At 68.9% G+C, this 17,561-nt stretch carries 18 protein-coding genes; 9 read left to right on the top strand and 9 right to left on the bottom strand.

The window, feature by feature from the left end; all coding sequences use genetic code 11:
- Nucleotides 1-8 precede the first annotated feature (8 nt).
- The gene (gene secF, locus ACAM54_RS24965; protein ID WP_145739225.1) at nt 9-968 is read left to right on the top strand and encodes a protein translocase subunit SecF; all 960 of its coding nucleotides are present in this window, start codon (nt 9-11) and stop codon (nt 966-968) included.
- A 140-nt stretch (nt 969-1,108) separates the two neighbouring features.
- The gene (locus tag ACAM54_RS24960) at nt 1,109-3,457 is read left to right on the top strand and encodes a DUF1631 family protein (protein ID WP_369649262.1); all 2,349 of its coding nucleotides are present in this window, start codon (nt 1,109-1,111) and stop codon (nt 3,455-3,457) included.
- Between the two features lie 4 nt (nt 3,458-3,461).
- On the opposite strand, the gene ACAM54_RS24955 is transcribed toward ACAM54_RS24960, so the two are convergent.
- The 3 genes from ACAM54_RS24955 to ACAM54_RS24945 all read right to left on the bottom strand — a co-directional run bounded on the left by ACAM54_RS24955 (nt 3,462) and on the right by ACAM54_RS24945 (nt 6,528).
- Nucleotides 3,462-3,980: a DUF494 family protein gene (locus tag ACAM54_RS24955; RefSeq protein WP_369649261.1), complete on the bottom strand. Its 519-nt coding sequence runs from the start codon at nt 3,978-3,980 to the stop codon at nt 3,462-3,464.
- A gap of 142 nt (nt 3,981-4,122) precedes the next feature.
- The gene (gene dprA, locus ACAM54_RS24950; RefSeq protein ID WP_369649260.1) at nt 4,123-5,277 is read right to left on the bottom strand and encodes a DNA-processing protein DprA; all 1,155 of its coding nucleotides are present in this window, start codon (nt 5,275-5,277) and stop codon (nt 4,123-4,125) included.
- Between the two features lie 33 nt (nt 5,278-5,310).
- Nucleotides 5,311-6,528, bottom strand: coding sequence for a LysM peptidoglycan-binding domain-containing protein (locus ACAM54_RS24945; protein WP_145739233.1), 1,218 nt, complete (start codon nt 6,526-6,528; stop codon nt 5,311-5,313).
- A 160-nt stretch (nt 6,529-6,688) separates the two neighbouring features.
- Between ACAM54_RS24945 and def the strand changes: the two genes are divergently transcribed.
- From def to ACAM54_RS24920, 5 genes are read left to right on the top strand one after another with little or no spacing between them, the layout of a single operon-like run.
- Nucleotides 6,689-7,210 carry a peptide deformylase gene (def, locus tag ACAM54_RS24940; protein ID WP_369649259.1) on the top strand — a complete coding sequence of 174 codons (522 nt, stop codon included), beginning with the start codon at nt 6,689-6,691 and terminating at the stop codon, nt 7,208-7,210.
- On the top strand, nt 7,207-7,707 hold the full coding sequence (locus ACAM54_RS24935; protein ID WP_369649258.1) for a hypothetical protein: 501 nt from the start codon (nt 7,207-7,209) through the stop codon (nt 7,705-7,707). The genes def and ACAM54_RS24935 overlap by 4 nt, the downstream gene beginning before the upstream one ends.
- Nucleotides 7,704-8,660 carry a methionyl-tRNA formyltransferase gene (gene fmt, locus ACAM54_RS24930; RefSeq protein ID WP_209535609.1) on the top strand — a complete coding sequence of 319 codons (957 nt, stop codon included), beginning with the start codon at nt 7,704-7,706 and terminating at the stop codon, nt 8,658-8,660. Before ACAM54_RS24935 ends, fmt begins: the two co-directional genes overlap by 4 nt.
- Nucleotides 8,660-9,400, top strand: a complete 741-nt coding sequence (locus ACAM54_RS24925) for an AzlC family ABC transporter permease (RefSeq protein ID WP_145739238.1) — start codon at nt 8,660-8,662, stop codon at nt 9,398-9,400. The genes fmt and ACAM54_RS24925 overlap by 1 nt, the downstream gene beginning before the upstream one ends.
- Nucleotides 9,397-9,732, top strand: coding sequence for an AzlD domain-containing protein (locus ACAM54_RS24920; protein ID WP_015867848.1), 336 nt, complete (start codon nt 9,397-9,399; stop codon nt 9,730-9,732). The genes ACAM54_RS24925 and ACAM54_RS24920 overlap by 4 nt, the downstream gene beginning before the upstream one ends.
- Nucleotides 9,733-9,750: 18 nt before the next feature.
- Here ACAM54_RS24920 and ACAM54_RS24915 read toward each other — a convergent pair whose 3' ends face one another.
- Genes ACAM54_RS24915 through ACAM54_RS24890 form a run of 6 tightly spaced genes read right to left on the bottom strand, consistent with a single transcriptional unit; the run spans nt 9,751 to nt 15,260 of the window.
- Nucleotides 9,751-10,725, bottom strand: a complete 975-nt coding sequence (locus ACAM54_RS24915) for a tripartite tricarboxylate transporter substrate binding protein (RefSeq protein ID WP_145739240.1) — start codon at nt 10,723-10,725, stop codon at nt 9,751-9,753.
- A 44-nt stretch (nt 10,726-10,769) separates the two neighbouring features.
- Entirely contained in the window at nt 10,770-11,741 is a 972-nt protein-coding gene (locus ACAM54_RS24910) for an MBL fold metallo-hydrolase (protein WP_369649257.1), read from the bottom strand.
- On the bottom strand, nt 11,738-11,941 hold the full coding sequence (locus tag ACAM54_RS24905; protein WP_145739244.1) for a DUF2783 domain-containing protein: 204 nt from the start codon (nt 11,939-11,941) through the stop codon (nt 11,738-11,740). The genes ACAM54_RS24910 and ACAM54_RS24905 overlap by 4 nt, the downstream gene beginning before the upstream one ends.
- Nucleotides 11,938-13,590: an FAD-dependent oxidoreductase gene (locus tag ACAM54_RS24900; protein WP_369649256.1), complete on the bottom strand. Its 1,653-nt coding sequence runs from the start codon at nt 13,588-13,590 to the stop codon at nt 11,938-11,940. Before ACAM54_RS24900 ends, ACAM54_RS24905 begins: the two co-directional genes overlap by 4 nt.
- Nucleotides 13,591-13,597: 7 nt before the next feature.
- Nucleotides 13,598-14,719 (bottom strand): S9 family peptidase, encoded by a 1,122-nt coding sequence (locus tag ACAM54_RS24895; RefSeq protein WP_145739247.1) that lies wholly within the window; start codon nt 14,717-14,719, stop codon nt 13,598-13,600.
- Nucleotides 14,712-15,260: a VOC family protein gene (locus ACAM54_RS24890; RefSeq protein ID WP_145739249.1), complete on the bottom strand. Its 549-nt coding sequence runs from the start codon at nt 15,258-15,260 to the stop codon at nt 14,712-14,714. Before ACAM54_RS24890 ends, ACAM54_RS24895 begins: the two co-directional genes overlap by 8 nt.
- 88 nt (nt 15,261-15,348) lie before the next feature.
- Between ACAM54_RS24890 and ACAM54_RS24885 the strand changes: the two genes are divergently transcribed.
- On the top strand, nt 15,349-16,254 hold the full coding sequence (locus ACAM54_RS24885; RefSeq protein ID WP_369649255.1) for a LysR family transcriptional regulator: 906 nt from the start codon (nt 15,349-15,351) through the stop codon (nt 16,252-16,254).
- 94 nt (nt 16,255-16,348) lie between these two features.
- Complete coding sequence (locus tag ACAM54_RS24880) at nt 16,349-17,542, top strand: phosphoglycerate kinase (RefSeq protein ID WP_209500174.1); 1,194 nt, start codon at nt 16,349-16,351, stop codon at nt 17,540-17,542.
- Nucleotides 17,543-17,561 lie beyond the last annotated feature (19 nt).

Here is a 17,561-nt window from a genome sequence, read left to right as displayed (position 1 = left end):
CAAGCGCCATGGAATTCTTCCGCATCCACAAGACCATCCCGTTCATGCGCCACGCGCTGGTGCTGAACATCATCTCCTTCGTCACCTTCGCGCTGGCGGTGTTCTTCCTGCTGCACCGCGGGCTGCACCTGTCGGTGGAGTTCACGGGCGGCACCGTGATGGAGGTGGCCTACCAGCAGTCGGCCGACATCGGCAAGGTGCGCGAGGCCATCGGCAAGCTCGGCTACCCCGACGTGCAGGTGCAAAGCTACGGCACCTCGCGCGACGTGCAGATCCGCCTGCCGGCGCAAAAGGGCATGAACTCCGACCAGCAGAGCGCACAGGTGATGCAGGCGCTCAAGACGGTCGATCCCTCGGCCACGCAGCGCGGCATCGAGGTGGTCGGCCCGCAGGTCGGTGAGGAGCTCACCACCAACGGGCTCAAGGCGCTGGGCATGGTGGTGGTGGGCATCATGATCTACCTGGCGATCCGCTTCGAATGGAAGTTTGCGCTTGCCACCGTGCTCGCCAACCTGCACGACGTGGTCATCATCCTGGGCTTCTTCGCCTTCTTCCAGTGGGAGTTCTCGCTCGCGGTGCTGGCGGCGGTGCTGGCGGTGCTGGGCTATTCGGTCAACGAGTCGGTCGTGATCTTCGACCGGGTGCGCGAGAACTTCCGGCGCTACCGCAAGATGAACACCGTCGAGATCATCGACAACGCGATCACCTCGACCATCAGCCGCACCATCATCACGCACGGCTCGACGCAGCTGGTGGTGCTCTCGATGTTCTTCTTCGGCGGCCCGACGCTGCACTACTTTGCGCTGGCGCTGACCATCGGCATCTGCTTTGGCATCTACTCGTCCTGCTTCGTGGCGGCGGCCATTGCCATGTGGCTGGGCATCAAGCGCGAAGACCTGATCAAGGGCGGCCCGACCAAGCGCGACGGCGGCTCCGAGGACGACCCGAACGCCGGCGCCGTGGTCTGATTGCGCCGGATCAAGGGGACCGCACCGCGCAAGCCCGCAACCATGCCGCAGGTGATGCACACTTGTGCGGTGGCGCTTGCCGATGCAAGCTCTCGGCTTTCGCCGAAAAATAGAGTCCCGTTGGCCTTTCTGATCCTTCAATGAGCACCGCGCGGTCCGCTTCCTCCCTGCAACTCGCACACGAGACGCGTGAGCGCTTCGTCCGTGCCACCGAGGGCGTCATCGTCCCGCTGGCGCAGGCGATACGGGACCGCCTGACGCAGCAGGCCTCGGAAATCGGCAGTGCGCGCGCCATGCAGGAGAGCCGCGACGACTTCGTGGCGTTCCAGGGCCAGGCCTCGCAATGGGTGTCGCTCGCGCAGGCGGGCTGGCGCAAGTCGGTGGACGCTACAGCGGGTGCGGCGCCCGCCGCGCCCGCCGCGAAGCTGCGGCTCGAACTCATCGGCGACGATGCCATGGAGAGCAGCATCCTGTCGTCGCGCCTCGCGCAGCTGATCCACGACAAGGCCAGCTTCGAACTCAGCGACCTGCGGCTGCGCATCCAGTTCCTGGAAGGCACCGCAGAACTCGACGCCCACGACGTGCTCAGGCCCGAAACGCTGGCCCGGCTGCTGGTGGACCAGTGGCTGGCGGCCGGCCTGAGCCGCGCGCTCTGGGCCCGCGTGCAGGACACCGTGCAGCAGCAGCTCGTCGGCGTGGTCGTCAAGGCCTACGAAGACGCCAACGCCTTCCTGGTCTCCCGGGGCGTGATGCCCGAAATCGATCTCAAGAGCTTTGTCCGCCGCACCGGCAGCAGCACCGGCAGCGTCAGTCCCACCGGGCCGGCGACGATGCCGGCATCGCCCTACGCCGGCGGCGCCATGCAGCGCCCGGGCGCCGCGCCGGCCTTCACCACGGGCGGCTCGCCGTTGATGGTCGCCCGCCAGCGCGCGCAGACGGCGCTCCTGAGCCTCAAGCGCTTCGTCGCCGCTCGCATCGGCGCGGAGCCGCCGGCCTCGCCTTCGCCCTCGATGACGACGACGGGAATGGACGGCCATGCGGCCGTCGCCGGTGCGACCGGCGCCGGGGGCGCCCGCGCCGTCTCCCGGACCTTTGTCGGCGCGATCGCCGAAGCCGAGGCCGCCTACCGGGTGGCTGCCTCGCAGTACATGCAGGGTTCGGTGCCGGGCTCCGCGGAGCAGGCCACCCTGATCCAGCAGACCGCGGTCGACCTCCGGCGGCGCAGCACCGAGCTCAAGAAAAGGGCGCCCACCACCGCCGACAAGGCCACGGTCGAGATCGTGGCGCTCATGTTCCAGGCCATCCTCGCCGAGGAGCGCATTCCTTTCTCGGCGCGCGTGTGGTTTGCCCGCCTGCAGATGCCGGTGCTGCGCGTGGCCATTGCCGAGCCCGAGTTCTTCGGCACGCTGCAGCACCCCGCGCGCATGCTGATCGACCGCATGGGCTCCTGCGTGATGGGCTTCGATGCCGCCGCCATCTCGGGCAGTGCGCTCGAGGGCGAGATCCGCCGCGTGGTGCAGGTGATCGAGCAGTATCCCGAAACCGGCCAGCGCGTCTTCAAGCTGGTGTTCGACGAGTTCGTCGCCTTCCTCAACCGCTATCTCACGCAAAGCGACGCCACCCAGCGCGTTATGAGCGTGGCGCAGCAGGTCGAGCAGAAGGAAACGATGGCGATCCAGTACACCATCGAGCTGCGCAAGATGCTCAACGACATGCCGGTGCGCGAGGAGATCCGCGAGTTTCTCTTCAAGGTCTGGGCCGAGGTGCTGGCGATTGCCGCGCTGCGCTACGGCGCGCAGGGCGAGCAGACGGTGATGCTCAAGCGCGTGGCCTCCGAGCTCGTGTGGGCGGCCAGCGCCAAGCCCAACCGCGCCGACCGCGCCCGCGTGATCCAGGACCTGCCGCAGCTGCTGCAGCGCCTGCGCCTGGGCATGAACCTGCTGGGCATCATCGACGAGCCGCAGGAGGCCCACATCAAGGCCATCGGCGCCACCCTGTCCGACGCCTTCCTGTCGAAGACCGAAGCCATTCCCGCGGCCAAGATCGAGGCCATGGCCGAGCGCCTCGCGCACCTGGAAGATTTCGTCAGCGACGACGGCGGCGCCTCCAGCCTGCCGCTCGATGCGAACAGCATCGAACTGCTGCTGGGCGTGGATGCGGCCTCGATCGAGGTCGTGGCCGACACCATGGGCGGCGTTCCGGCCGAAGACATGCTCGCGTGGGCCCACGAACTGGAGGTCGGCAACTGGTTCATGCTCGACCACAACGACCGCGTGAGCCAGGTGCAGTTCGTCTGGCGCAGCGACCGCAAGCAGCTGCACCTGTTCGCCTCGGCCGACGGCCGCAGCTTCCTGATCCAGGTCGGCCGGCTGGCCAACTACCTGCAGGCCGGCCTGCTGGTGCCGGCCGAAGAGGAAACGCTCACGGTGCGCGCCACGCGCGAGGCGCTGGCGAAGCTCGACGCGAATCCGGAGCGCCTGCTGAACTAGCCAGCTAGTGTGCGGTTCTGCCTTCGCGGCTTTCGCAGAGTTCGTCGAGCACCAGCGCATCGGGCTCGATGCCGGTGCTCCAGTGCACCATCAGCACGATGATCTTGAGCTCGTCGAGCGCGACCGGATCGCCCGGCGCCGCCATGGCGCGCTCGATGACGATCTCGCGCAGGCCGCAGGACAGCACGTTCGACGACTCGAGAAAGCGGATGAAGCCCAGGCAGTCGGCGCCCAGGTGCTCCTGCTCGGCCTGCGAATAGACCCGCATGGCGCTGTCCGACTGGGGCAGGGCTGCCTCGGGCGCGCCGCGCAGCGTGACCGTGGCTACGGCGTCGTTGCCGGGACTTCGTTCGAACTGCATGCCCTGCGTGGCAAGGCTCAGGCCATCGAGCCAGTGCAGCGCATCGCGGATTTCCTCTGCCTCGAAGCCGTGGGCGCTGAGCTTGCGGCCCAGTTGATGGGGTTCGGGGCAGGCATCGCCGCGCCAATAGTTTTCGTAGACAAACACGAGCACTTCGAACATGGGCCCAATATAGCCGAGGAAATGTGGCTCGCTCCCAGGCTTCGTGCACTTCGTGTCGCTTCGCCCACCCCCTACCGGGGGCAACACCAGCGGCCCGGCAAAGCCGGTTCCGCGGTGTTTCACGAAAAAGCGGGCGCGGGCGTCAGCCGATGGCTGCTCTCTGGAACAGGCCGCCGGGCAGCCGCGCAACGTGGCCGTCGAGCTCGAGTTCGAGCAGCCGGGCCTGCAGCGCGGCGGCGCTCCAGCCGGTGCGCGCGCTCAGCGCGTCCAGGCTCACGGGGTCGAAGCCGAGCGCGTCCAGCAAGGGCTCTTCGCGCGCGCCGGGCACAGCGCCGGCATCGCCGTTCGCGGCCGCCGGTACCGCCGCCGCGCTGCCTGCGTGCAGCGACGGCAGCTCCTCGAGGATGTCGTTGACCGATTCGACCAGCTTCGCGCCCTGGCGGATCAGCGCATGGCAGCCGCGCGACTGCGGCGAATGAATCGAGCCCGGAATGGCGAACACTTCCTTGCCTTGTTCCGAGGTGAGCCGCGCGGTGATCAGCGAGCCCGATGCCAGCGCGGCCTCGACCACCAGCGTGCCGCGGGCCAGGCCGGCGATGAGGCGGTTGCGCTTGGGGAAGTTCTGCGTGAGCGGCGGCGTGCCGAGCGGCAGCTCGCTCACGATCAGCCCCTGCAGCGTGATGCGGTGCGCCAGGTCGCGGTGCCGCGCGGGATAGACGCGGTCCAGGCCGGTGCCCACCACGGCCACCGTGGCGAGCCGCGGCATGTCGCCGGCCGCATCGAGCGCGCCCTGGTGCGCGGCGCCGTCGACGCCGAGCGCGAGGCCCGACACCACCGGCAGGCCCGCTTCGCCCAGCGCGCGCGCAAAGGCGCGGGCATTGGCGGCGCCCTGGGGCGTGGGGTTGCGGCTGCCGACCACCGCAATGCTGTGGCCGAGCTGGGTCAGCTCGAAGTCCGCGGCACCGAGCACGTAGAGCATCAGCGGCGGATCGGCCATCTCGAGCAGCGAGGTGGGGTAGGCGGCATCGCCCAGCGTGACCAGGCGGCGCGCGCCGCCGTCATCGTGGCCGGGCTGCAGCCACTGCCAGGTCTGGTCGAGCTGGGCCTGCAGGCCCGGCGGCGGCTGGTGCAGGGCGTCGGCCTGCGCTGGCGAAACGACCTGGCGCAGCGCCTCGCCCGTCTGCGCAAAGATATTCTCGGGCAGCCCGAAGGCCGCCAGCAGCCGGCGCGCGGCGCCATCGCCGATGCCCGGCGTCAGTGAAAGCCGCAGCCAGCCTGCGAGTTCTGCTCGGTCCAAATGAAGCGGAGAAAGAAGAAAGCGGAAAAAGCGTCAGGGATTGACGAGGAAGTCGCCCGCCTTCGGAGTGTCGGTGATCTCGAGCACCAGTGCGTACGAAACCTTTTCGAAGGGCCGGAACACCATCAGCAGGCCGATGCGTTCGTTCGGCAGCTTGATGGTTTCCTTGCGCGCGCCGGTGCGGTCGAGAATGGTCTCGCCGTTCTTCAGGATGGCCAGCACGTGGCCGCTGTCGATGCCGTCGCGCGTGCCCTTGTTGATGGCCACCACCTGGTTCTGCGCCGCGAACTGCACCGCATTGCCGTAGACCGAGATGATGCGGCCCTCGACCTGCGAGGAGGGCGCGCGCGGCACATAGCTCAGCAGCTGGCGCGGCGGTTCAGGCAGCAGGCGGTCGCCGGCGCGGATTTCCTCGCGCGCCGCGATGATGTCGATGCTGGCCGGCACCACGGTGATCACGTCCTTGTCGTCGGTGGTCTCGACCGTGGTCGATTCGCCGCGCTGCAGCTGCGCCTTGCCCAGGTACTGCGCCTCGTAGCCGAGGATTTCGCCGGTTCCCGGGTCCTTCAGCGGCGTGGCGCTGCGGAACACGCGGAAATTCTTCAGCGGGCCCGGCGTTTCGAGCAGCGGCGTCTCGGCGTTGCCGCGCGCATAGGCGCGGTCGCCGCGCGACAGCAGGACGCGGCTGTCGTTGCCGGCAACGATGCGCGGCGCGGCCTGCAGCGTGTCGGCGTCCACCACGATCGGCTCGCTCAGGAAGGGCTCGATGATGCTCGGGTTGAGCGTGGGCAGGGCCATGCCGGCCAGCGAGTCGAAGCGCGTGCGCGGCGACAGCTTGATGGTGCCGCCATCGGCGCTGCCGCCAGCGCCGCGGCGCATGGTCAGGCGTGCGCGGCCGCCGGTCTTGTCCAGGTAGAGGACCTGGCCCGGGTAGATGCGGTGCGGATTCGCGATTTCGCTGATGTTCATGCCCCACAGTTCCGGCCAGCGCCAGGGGCGCAGCAGGTAGAGGCGCGAGATGGCCCACAGCGTGTCGCCGGGCTTGACCGTGTATTCGTCGGGCGCGTTGGGCGCCAGCTCGCTCAGCGGAACGCCGTTCTGGGCGGTTTGCTGGGCGGTGGCGCGCTGCTGCGGCGTGACGGGGTAGTTCTGCGCCCACGCCGCCGTCGTGCCGCCAGTGATCACCGCAAGGGCAGCCAACGTGGCGAGAAGATGCGGGCGCTGGCGGACAGTGATTCGGAGCTTTTTCATGTCTGGATGGGTGAGCGCGCCGCGTATCGGCGTGCATACGAATCTCACAATTTGCTACGAATTCTGCGCCCGAAGCCCTTGGGAGGGCAACGTTTTCAGGCGATCCGGAGTCGCCGCGTCGCGGAATTGGCGAAAATAGCCACAACTTTCTCCCTGTTTCATGGCCAAACGAATCATTCTGAGTTACCCGGACAAGCGCCTGCACACGGTTGCCAAGCCCGTGCAGGGCGTCGACGCGCGCATCAAGGCCCTGGTGGCCGACATGCTCGAGACCATGTACGACGCCAGCGGCATCGGCCTGGCCGCGACCCAGATCGACGTGCACGAGCGGCTGGTCGTCATCGACGTGTCCGAGGAACGCAACGAGCCGCTGGTGCTCATCAATCCCGAAATTATCTGGGCAAGCGACGAAAAGGTGTTGAACGAAGAGGGCTGCCTCTCGGTGCCGGGCATCTACGACGGCGTCATGCGCTCCACCTCGGTCAAGGTCCAGGCGCTGGACGAGAACGGCGAACTGCGCACCATCGAGGCCGAAGGCCTGCTGGCCGTGTGCATCCAGCACGAACTCGACCACCTGCTGGGCAAGGTGTTCGTCGAATACCTGTCGCCGCTCAAGCGCAACCGCATCAAGAGCAAGCTGCTCAAGCAGCAGCGCGAAGAGGCCAAAGAGGGCCGGGCGTGACAGCCTCCCTGCGGCCCTGGGCCCTCGGCCTTGCCGCAGCATGGCTCGTGCTGGCGGGCTGCGCGAGCGAACCCACGCGCATCGTGCCTGGCACCACCGCCGCCGAAACCCTGCAGCGCCTGGGCGCACCCACGGGCCGCTATCCGCTCAACGGCGGCGGCGAGCGCCTGCAGTATTCGCGCATGCCGGCGGGTTTCGAGGTCATCGACATCGACCTCGATGCCGCCGGCAAAGTCGTTTCCGTGACCCAGGTGCTCAACGAAGCGCGCTTCGGCCACGACATCAAGGTCGACCGGTGGCGCCAGAACGACGTGCTCGCCTTCTACGGCCGGCCTTTTGAAACCAGCCGCGTCAGCTCGTTCGACGGCGTGGTCTGGACCTGGCGCTACAAGGCCGTGAACGAGCGCCGCATGCTCTATATCTACATCGATCCCACCGGCGTGGTGCGCCGCTATCACACGGGGGATGACCTCGAACTCGATCGGATCCGCGATTGACCCCGCTGAAAGTCGTTTTCGCGGGCACGCCCGAGTTCGCGCGCGCCGCGCTCGAAGCCATTGCCGCTGCCGGCCATGAGATCGCGCTGGTGCTGAGCCAGCCCGACCGGCCCGCGGGCCGCGGCATGAAGCTGCAGGCTTCGCCCGTCAAGCAATGCGCCCTCGCCCACGGCTGGCCGGTGGCACAGCCGCGCAGCCTGCGGCTGGACGGCAAGTACCCGCAAGACGCCGCAGCCGCGCGCGACGCGCTGCTGGCGGCCCGGCCCGACGTGATGGTGGTCGCGGCTTACGGCCTCATCCTGCCGCAATGGGTGCTCGACCTGCCGGCGCACGGCTGCCTCAACATCCACGCCAGCCTGCTGCCGCGCTGGCGCGGTGCGGCGCCGATCCACCGCGCCATCGAGGCCGGCGACGCGCAGACCGGCATCACGATCATGCAGATGGACGCCGGCCTCGACACCGGCGACATGCTGCTGCGCGAAGCCGTCGACATCGGCAGCGACACCACCGCGCGGCTGCACGACCGGCTGGCCGAGCTGGGCGGGCGCCTGATCGTCCAGGCGCTGGCGAACATCGGCCACCTTGTGCGCACGCCGCAGCCCGCCGAAGGCGTCACCTACGCCAGCAAGGTCGAGAAGCACGAAGCCCAGATCGACTGGACCCAGCCCGCCGACGCCATCGTGCGGCGCATCCGGGCCTTCGACCCGTTCCCGGGCGCCAACAGCCTGCTCGACGGCGAGACCATCAAGCTCTGGGCCGCGCATGCGGTGCCGCCGGCCGAGGTTACGGCCGCGCCGGGCACCCTGCTGGCCGTGAGCGATGCCGGCGTGGCGGTGGCGGCAGCCGGCTCGGTGGTGATGGCGACCGAACTGCAGCGGCCCGGCGGCAAGCGCCTGGCCGTGGCCGACTTCCTGCGCGGCTTCGACCTGAAGCCCGGGCAGCGGTTCGGCTGATGTTCCTTTCCGCAGCCATTCGCCGCCGCCCCGAATTCCGCGCCGGCATCCGCGACATGTCCTCGGCCGCGCTGGGCATCGGCGCCTGGGGCCTGATGACCGGCGTGGCCATGGTCAAGTCGAACATGAGCGTGCTGGAGTCGGTGGCCATGACGCTGCTGGTCTACGCCGGCAGCTCCCAGCTCGCGGCCATTCCGCTCTTGTTCGCGGGCGCGCCGGCCTGGGTGATCCTGGCCACGGGCTTTTGCGTCAACCTGCGCTTCGTGGTCTTCAGCCTGCACCTGCGGCCCTACCTCATGCACATGCCGCGCTGGCGCCGCATGACGCACGGCTACCTGACGGCCGACCTGAGCTACGCGCTCTTCACCCGGCAGTACGCGGCGCCGCCGGCCACCGTTGCCGAGCAGCAGTCGCAGGAGGCCTATCTCACCGGCAACTACTTCGTGACCTGGTGCTCCTGGATGGGCATGAGCCTGCTGGGCATTGCGCTGGCCAACTTCATCCCGCAGAGCTGGGGCCTGGGCTTTGCCGGCGTGCTGAGCCTGGTGGCGATCGTCTGCTCGATGGCCACCACCCGGCTGCGCGTGCTGGCCGCGCTGGTCGCCAGCGCCACCGCGGTGGCCGCCTATGCCCTGCCGCTCAAGCTCAACATCGTGGTGGCCATCGGTGCCGCGGTGCTGCTGTGCTTCTGGCTCGAGAAGCGGTTCGGGCTCGACCCCGACGCGGAGGACGACAAGTGAGGGGCACCGACCTGTGGACGATGGGCGTGATCGTCGGGCTGGCCGCGGTCACGGTGCTGACGCGCTGCTTCTTCTTCATCCTGGACCGGCCCTGGGGCCTGCCCGAGTGGGCGCACCGCGCACTGCACTACGCGCCCGCCGCCGCGCTGGCCGGCGTGATCGCGCCCGAGATCGTGATGACCCAGGGCCACCTGATCACCACGCTGCACGACGCGCGCCTGTATGCGGCGGTGGTCGGCGCCGCTTACTACTACTGGCGGCGCGGTGTGCTCGGCACGATGCTCGCGGGCATGGCGGTGTACCTGCCGCTGCACCTCGGCCTGGGCTGGTAGGGCCGGCGACTCTCCCGTTCAATCCAGTTTCACGCCGGCGGCCTGGATGATCTTGCCCCAGCGTTCGCTCTCGGCCCGCGAGAGCTTGTAGAAATCCTGCGGTGTGCCCGGCAGGGCCTCGAAGCCGAACTCCGCGAACAGCTTCACCACCTTCGGGGCCTTCATCGCCTTGTGCAGTTCGCCGTTGATGCGCGCCACCGCTTCGGGCGGCATGCCGGCCGGGCCGATCAGGCCGTGGAAGGCATAGGCGTTGACGTCGCTGAAGCCGGCCTCGACGAAGGTGGGCACCTCGGGCAGTGCGCTCGCACGCTGCGGCAGCGCAATCGCCAGCACCCGCACCTTGCCCGCCTTGATGATCGGCAGGCCCGAGGCCAGGTCGAGCATCATCGTGGGCACCTGGCCGCCCATCACGTCGGTCATTGCGGGCGCGGCGCCCTTGTACGGCACGTGCGTGATGCTCAGGCCGGCCTTCTGCTTGAAGAGTTCCATCGCCATGTGGTGCGGCGAGCCGTTGCCGGGCGAGGCATAGCTCACCTTCTCGGGGTTGGCCTTCACGTGGCGCACGAACTCGGCCACGTTCTTCGCGGGAAAGTCGGGGTGCACCACCAGCGCCACCGGAAAGCGGCCGATGGCGCCGATGTAGGTGAAGTCGCTCGCGGGCTTGTAGGGCAGCCTGGCGAACATGTGCTCGTTGAAGAGCAGCGCCGCGTTCTCGGCCTGCATGATGGTGTAGCCGTCGGGCTTGGCCTGCATCATCACGGACACGCCGATGTTGGTCGATGCGCCGGGGCGGTTGTCGATGATGAGCGGCTGTCCGAGCGAAGGCTGCATCGCCTCGGCCAGCGCGCGCGCGAGGTTGTCGGTGCCGCCGCCGGCCACGTAGGGCACGATCCATTTGACGGGCTGGCTCGGGTAGGCGGCGGGCTGCTGCGCCGATGCGAAGGGGCTGGCCAGCGCGAGGGCCGCGGCCATGAGGGAAATCAGTCGCTTCATCGTTTCTTGTCTCCGTTGCTTGTTGTCTTGAAATCTGGTTCAGCTCATTCGCCGCGCAGCGTCTGCCACAGTGCGCGGTCGCGCTCCGCGGTCCACACCACGGGGTGTTCGATGCCGCGCAGCTCGTCGTACGTGCGCGAGACGTCGAAAGGCAGCACGTGCTGGAACACGGGCCAGCTGCCGAAGCGCGGCGCCATCGCCGCCTCGGCGCGTGCGAAGCAGCCCTTGAGCGTTTCGCCCGCGGCGATGCCGGCTTTCACGCTGTCGAGCAAGGTCTGGAGAAAAGCCTGGGTCAGCCCGATGGCTTCGAAGCATTCGGCTTCGCCCTGCAGCACGGCGCCGCGGCCCGGCACCAGCACGCGCGGCTTCAGGGCCCGCACCGCATCGAGCGTGCCGGTCCAGTCGCCGATGTAGGCATCGCCCGCATAGACGCCGCAGCGGTTCTCGACCACGTCGCCCGAGAACAGCACGCCGCAGTCGGGCAGCCACGCGACCGTGTCGCCGCTCGAATGGCCGCGGCCCAGGGCCATCAGCCGAAGCTCGCGGCCCTGGCCGGGGCCGAGCCAGAGGCTCATCTCGCGCTCGAAGCTCTGCGTGGGAAAGGTCAGGCCTGGAATCTCTTCGACGCCCGCGAAGAGGCGCGGGAAGCGCCCCACCTCGGAATCGAAGTCAGCCTGGCCGCGCGTGCGGATCCAGTCGAGCGTGCCACGGCTCGCGATGACGGCCTCGACCTCGCCGAAGGCGCTCGCCCCCATCACGCGCACCGCGTGGTAGTGCGTGAGCACGATGGTCTTGATGGGCTTGTCGGTCACCGTGCGGATGGCCGCCAGGAAGTCGCGCGCCATGCGCGGCGTGGGGCGCGTGTCGATCAGCACCACCTGCTCGTCGCCGACGACGAAGCCGCAGTTGGGATCGAAGTCGCTGATGTAACCGTAGACGTCGGGCGCGAGTTCGCGCAGTTGCGGCTTCTGCTCGCGCGTGTCGGAGGCCGAGGCGAAGGAGATGTTGGCGGTCATGGTGCGGTGCTTGTCGTGGGGTCTTCGGCCGCGGCGTGGATGCAGGCCAGCAGCACGGCCTGGTCGCCGCACTGGCTGGCCAGCAGCAGCACGAGCCGGGCGTTGAGATCGGCGCTCTGCGCTTCGCTCAGTCCTTCGTGCGCGGCCAGCAAGGCGGCGTAGAAGCCGTCGGGGTCGGGGATGCGGGGCTCGGTGATCATGGGGCGTGGTGGTCGTGGGCGAGGGCCGTGCGCAGCGCGCTGGCGATCGCATTGGGCGTGGCCTGCGCCAGCGTCGCGGCGCGGTAGGCGTCGGGCCGCACGAGGACGAAGCTGCCCGCATCGTGGATGCCAAGGTGGCACGTGAACTTCTCGTCGGCTTGCAGCGTCGGCAGCCCGCTGTCGCCGCCGATGGCCAGCAGACGCAGCGGCAGCGAGGCCGTGGCGTCCATCGCCGCTCTGGCTGCGGCGCGCGTGGGTGCGAGCCACAGGCCCAGGCACTGCGTGCCCTCGGCCAGCAGCTGCATCAGCGTGGTCTCGCGGCCATCGGCCCAGCGCAGCGGCAGGTTCTGCACCGTGCGTGCGCCTTCGGGCAACTGCGGCGCGGGTGGATAGTCGTTGGCAACCGACATGCGGCCGGTGTTGACCAGCGCACGCGCAAATGGATGGCGCGCGGCCAGCGCCACCACCGCGCGGCGCAGCGTGTGCTCGGCCGGCGAGCGTGGCGCAAGGAAGCGCGCCGAGCGGCTCGTGACTTTCAGATTCTCTTTCGCGGCCGGCTGCCGTTCGGCGTCGTAGCTGTCGAGCAGCGCATCGCCGGCCTGCCCCTGCGCGACCAGCGCGAGCTTCCAGCCGAGGTTCGCCGCATCCTGGATGCCGCTGTTGCCGCCGCGCGCGCCGAAGGGGCTCACCACATGCGCTGCGTCGCCGATGAAGAACACGCGGCCGTGGCGGAAGCTGTCGAGCAGGTGATCGCGGTAGCCGTACGGGCCGATCCAGACGAACTCGAACTCCACGCCCGGTCCGAGCTGCTCGCGCAGCCGCGCGCCCGCCACTTCGGGCCGGCTGATGTGGGCGGTGTCGCAGTCCTCGGGCATCTGGTAGTCGATGCGCCAGACGCCATCGGCCATCAGGTGCTGCCAGACACCGCGGCCTTCGTTGAAAGGTGCGTCGACCCAGGTCCAGCGCTCGGTGGGCAGCGGCTTTCTGAAGCGCACGTCGCTGATGCACCAGCGGTCGGTGCTGCGCGAGGCGTGCGCGTCGATGCCGAGCTGCGTGCGGATCGGGCTGTTGGCGCCGGTCGCGTCGACCAGCCGGTCGGCCTCGATCGTGTAGCGGCCGGCCGGCGTTTCGATGCCGATGCGCACGCCATCGCTCAAGGGCTCGATGGACGTCACGCGGCTTCTCCAGCGCACATCGGTGAGCCCGAGTTCGAGGATGCGCTCGACCAGGAACCACTCGATGTAGAACTGCTGCAGGTTGATGAAGGGCGGCTGCCTGGAGACGCTCTCTGCCTGCAGGTTGAAGCTGTAGACCTCCTGTTCGCCCGAGAAGGTGCGCCCGAGCGACCAGGTGATGCCCTTGGCCGCGATGCGCTCGTAGATGCCCAGGCGCTCGAATATTTCGAGGCTCTTCTGCGCGTAGCAGATGCCGCGCGACGACGCGCCGCGCACGCCCACGGTGTCGTCCTCGTCGAGCAGCACCGCGCGTATGCCGCGCTGCGCGAGGTCGCAGGCCAGCGTGAGGCCCGAAGGCCCGGCGCCGACGATCACGATCGGGTGGCGAACGGTTTTGGTGCTGCCCAGTTCGGGCGGCGGCACGAAGGGCCAGACCGGCAACTCGTAGGCCGGTGCAAATGCAAAGCTTTCCATGTCTCTTCTACAGCGCGTGGGCGAATTCGGCGATGGCATCGGCCGCCTGGGGGATCAGCTCGGGCTGGCCCGCGAGATAGTGGTTGCCGCCCACGATGTCGACGTTGCGGATGCGCGCGCCGCCCGCGGCCATCCACGCATCGCGTGTGCTCGGAAAGGTCGACTGGTCGCCGGTGTAGGTCAGCAGCAGCTTGGGGCAGGTGGTGCGCGCGAGGTTGGTGGGCCCGTCCGCCTGCGAGCGCGAGGACCATTGCGAGAGGAACGCGGTGAGCGAGGTGGTGCGGCCCATCGCGTTGGCCGAGTAGTTGACCTGGCGCGCATCGCCCCACACGCTGCCCGGCAGGCGGTCGTTGGCATCGAGCGACAGGTCCACGCAGCGCGGGTCGGCGTGCGTGCGGTAGACGATGAAGGCCTGGTCGCGCGGCGCGCCCGGGGTGCTGCGCAGCAGCGCGAGGCGATCGACGCACCACTGTTCGATGCGATCGAGCCGCGCCTGCTGCGCCGCGCTGAAGCGCGCGAGAAAGCCCCGGTCGTAGGGCATGCGGTGGCGCGGGTCGTACATGTCGAGTTCGGGATCCACCGAGAGCGGGTCGTGCTCGTCGGTGACGGACGGGTCGATCCAGTCGCGCATCAGCCGCGTGCGGCCCAGGTGCGCGGCGCACAGCGCGATGCCGTCCACCGGCGGCAGGTCGTCGGGGTGCAGGTGCGTGGGGTCGCCGTCGGGCAGGTGGGTGGCGGTGAGATTCTCGGCCTGTGCCTGGTAGAAGGCCGAGAGCGCCGCGCCGCCGGAGTTTCCGACCAGGAACACCTTCTCGTAGCCCGCCGCGCGCAGGTACTGCACGCCGGCACCCAGGTCCTGGATCGCACGCTCCATCAGCAGCACAGTGTCGTTTCCCACGTAGCGCGAGTTCAGGCCCATGCAGCAGATGCCGCGCTCGGCCAGCGGGCCGATCAGGTAGTGGCCCATGAAGTTGCTGGTCGGGTGCATCACGATGGCCGCGACCTTCTCCGGGCCCGGCGGCGCGCGAAAGGCGCCGTAAATGCGCGGCCGCAGCAGCTGCAGGCCCGACTGGCTTTCCATCGCCGCGCCGGGCTTCACGTCGATGACGGCGAGTTGCAGCTCAGCCATGCGCCGCGTCCTTCGCTGCGCGCAGCCCGGCCTTGCGCATGGTCCACGCATCCAGCTCGGCACGCGCGCGCAGCGCATGCGCCTCCATCTCGGCCTGCGGCACGGTCGGCGTGGTCAGTTCCACGCGCAGGCCGTTGGGATCGAAGAAGTAGATCGATTCGATGATGTGGTGGTCGGTCACGCCCAGCACTTCGACGCCCGCGCCTTCGAGCCGCGCCTTGGCGGCGAGCAGGTCGGCCACGGAATCGACCCGCAGCGCGATGTGGTTCACCCACGCCGGCGTGTTGGGCGAAGGCAGCGCGGCGATGCCGTCGCCCAGGTCGAAGAAGGCGATGTACGAACCATCGCGCATGCGAAAGAAGATGTGCACGTAGGGGCAGTACTCGCCCGTGCTCGGCACGTGGTCGCTCTTGATGACGTGCGCGAGCGGCAGGCCCAGCAGGTCTTCGTAGAAGCGGCGGGTTTCCTCGCTGTCGCGGCAGCGCCAGGCGAAATGGTGCAGCCCGCGAACTGGCGGGGCCGCGGGGTCGGTCGTCGGCATGGCTTCTTGTCTCCGGTAAGCCGCGATTGGGCAATGCCTCGTCTTATGATGCAATCGAAATTAATTCATAGATTGATGAAATAAACATATGAATTTGACCCTGCGCCAACTGCGCGCCTTTGCAGCCGTGGCCGAGACCGGCAGCTTCACCGCGGCCGCGCGGCAGCTGCACCTCACGCAATCGGCGCTCAGCGTGCTGGTGCGCGAGCTCGAGCGCGAGATCGGCGTGCAGCTGCTCGACCGCCATACGCGGCGCGTGCAGCTCTCGGAAGCCGGGCGCGAGTTCCTGCCTTCGGTGCACCGGCTGCTGGGAGACCTCGCGGGCGCGGTGGCCGGCGTCACGGATTTGCGTGACAAGAAGAAAGGGCTGTTGCGGCTTGCAGCGCCGCAGCTCATGGCCTGCACGCTGATGCCGCACGTGATCGCGTTCTACCGTGAGGCGTTTCCCGACGTCGACGTGCGCCTGGCCGACACGCTGCCCGAGCACCTGCTGGCCGGCGTGATGGCCGGCGACGTGGAGCTTGCGGTGGGGCAGGACGTGGCCGTCGACGGCGCCGTCGAGCGCCGCACGCTGTTTCGGGACCGGCACTGGCTGATCTGCCCGCCCGGCCACGCCTTTGCGAAGCGCCGCAAGGTGCGCTGGAACGAACTCGGCCCGTACACCTTCATTGCGCCCACGCGCGACTTCCGCCAGCGCGTGCTGCCCGAGCTGGCGCCGGCCGAGCGCGAGCTCATGCTGCGCCCGGGCACCCAGGAGGTGTCGTACATGACCACTGCGCTGGGCATGGTGGCCTCGGGGCTCGGGCTCACGGTGTGCCCGACCTATTCGGCGCCGCTGGTGCGCGCCCACGGCCTGCAGATGGTGCGGCTCGAATCGCCCGACTTCCACCGCGAGGTCTGCATCTACAGCGCAGCGCGGCGCACCCTGTCGCCCGCGGCCGCGAGCTTCGTCGAGATCCTCGAGCGCTTTGCCAGGACGCAGCCAAAGGGGTGAAAAGGATCGGCGCGCCGCAACAGGCGCTCGGAGCGGCGCCGGGGCCAAACCTACAATGGAAGGCGACTCGTCTTCCACCACCTCCTCCAGATCCATGAACGTCATTCGATTCACCGACCTCTGCGCGCAGGGCAAGGCCGCCGGCCAGCGCGTCTTCATCCGTGCCGACCTCAACGTGCCGCAAGACGATGCCGGCCACATCACCGAGGACACGCGCATCCGCGCCTCGGTGCCCTGCATCCAGCTGGCGCTCGATGCCGGCGCCGCCGTGATGGTCACCTCGCACCTGGGCCGCCCCACCGAAGGCGAGTTCAAGCCCGAGGACTCGCTCGCCCCCGTCGCCAAGCGCCTAGGCGAACTGCTCGGCCGCGAAGTGCCGCTGGTCGCCAACTGGGTCGACGGCGTCGACGTCAAGCCCGGCCAGGTCGTGCTGCTCGAGAACTGCCGCGTCAACAAGGGCGAGAAGAAGAACGACGAGGCACTGGCCCGCAAGCTCGCAGCGCTCACCGACATCTACGTGAACGATGCCTTCGGCACTGCCCACCGCGCCGAAGCCACCACCTACGGCATCGCGCAGTTCGCCAAGGTGGCCGCGGCCGGCCCGCTGCTGGCGGCCGAGATCGACGCCATCACCAAGGCGCTGGCGCAACCCAAGCGGCCGCTGGTGGCCATCGTGGCGGGTTCCAAGGTCAGCACCAAGCTGACCATCCTAAAGAGCTTGTCGGCCAATGTCGACCAGCTGATCGTCGGCGGCGGCATCGCCAACACCTTCATGCTCGCGGCCGGTCTCAAGATCGGCAAGTCGCTGGCCGAGCCCGACCTGGTCGACCAGGCCAAGGCAGTGATCGAAGCCATGCGCGCGCGCGGCGCCGACGTGCCGATCCCGGTGGACGTGGTCACGGCCAAGACCTTCGCGGCCGATGCGCCCGCCACCGTCAAGGCAGCGAACGACGTGGCCGACGACGACCTGATCCTGGACATCGGCCCCAAGACCGCCGCGATCCTGGCCGCGCAGTTGCGCGAAGCCGGCACCATCGTCTGGAACGGCCCGGTGGGCGTGTTCGAGTTCGACGCCTTCGCGGGCGGCACCAAGGCCATCGCCCAGGCCATCGCCGAGAGCAGCGCGTTCTCGATTGCCGGCGGCGGCGACACGCTCGCGGCCATTGCCAAGTACGGCATCGAGAAGCAGGTCGGCTACATCTCGACCGGCGGCGGCGCCTTCCTCGAAGTGCTCGAGGGCAAGACGCTCCCGGCTTTCGAAATCCTCGCCAAGCGTGCCGCAGGCTGATTTTTCGCGCCCGCGCCGC

The organism is Variovorax sp. V93 (assembly GCF_041154485.1).
Taxonomy (GTDB): Bacteria; Pseudomonadota; Gammaproteobacteria; order Burkholderiales; family Burkholderiaceae_C; genus Variovorax; species Variovorax beijingensis_A.
Note: the sequence above shows the minus strand (reverse complement) of the source record. Positions and strands in the feature narration are given on the sequence as shown.

Coding starts and splice junctions, on each gene's coding strand:
- secF (WP_145739225.1), top strand. CDS start 9: ATGGAATTCTTCCGCATCCACAAGACCATCCCGTTCATGCGCCACGCG.
- ACAM54_RS24960 (WP_369649262.1), top strand. CDS start 1,109: ATGAGCACCGCGCGGTCCGCTTCCTCCCTGCAACTCGCACACGAGACG.
- ACAM54_RS24955 (WP_369649261.1), bottom strand. CDS start 3,980: ATGTTCGAAGTGCTCGTGTTTGTCTACGAAAACTATTGGCGCGGCGAT.
- ACAM54_RS24945 (WP_145739233.1), bottom strand. CDS start 6,528: ATGAAAAAGCTCCGAATCACTGTCCGCCAGCGCCCGCATCTTCTCGCC.
- def (WP_369649259.1), top strand. CDS start 6,689: ATGGCCAAACGAATCATTCTGAGTTACCCGGACAAGCGCCTGCACACG.
- ACAM54_RS24925 (WP_145739238.1), top strand. CDS start 8,660: ATGTTCCTTTCCGCAGCCATTCGCCGCCGCCCCGAATTCCGCGCCGGC.
- ACAM54_RS24915 (WP_145739240.1), bottom strand. CDS start 10,725: ATGAAGCGACTGATTTCCCTCATGGCCGCGGCCCTCGCGCTGGCCAGC.
- ACAM54_RS24910 (WP_369649257.1), bottom strand. CDS start 11,741: ATGACCGCCAACATCTCCTTCGCCTCGGCCTCCGACACGCGCGAGCAG.
- ACAM54_RS24905 (WP_145739244.1), bottom strand. CDS start 11,941: ATGATCACCGAGCCCCGCATCCCCGACCCCGACGGCTTCTACGCCGCC.
- ACAM54_RS24900 (WP_369649256.1), bottom strand. CDS start 13,590: ATGGAAAGCTTTGCATTTGCACCGGCCTACGAGTTGCCGGTCTGGCCC.
- ACAM54_RS24895 (WP_145739247.1), bottom strand. CDS start 14,719: ATGGCTGAGCTGCAACTCGCCGTCATCGACGTGAAGCCCGGCGCGGCG.
- ACAM54_RS24890 (WP_145739249.1), bottom strand. CDS start 15,260: ATGCCGACGACCGACCCCGCGGCCCCGCCAGTTCGCGGGCTGCACCAT.
- ACAM54_RS24885 (WP_369649255.1), top strand. CDS start 15,349: ATGAATTTGACCCTGCGCCAACTGCGCGCCTTTGCAGCCGTGGCCGAG.
- ACAM54_RS24880 (WP_209500174.1), top strand. CDS start 16,349: ATGAACGTCATTCGATTCACCGACCTCTGCGCGCAGGGCAAGGCCGCC.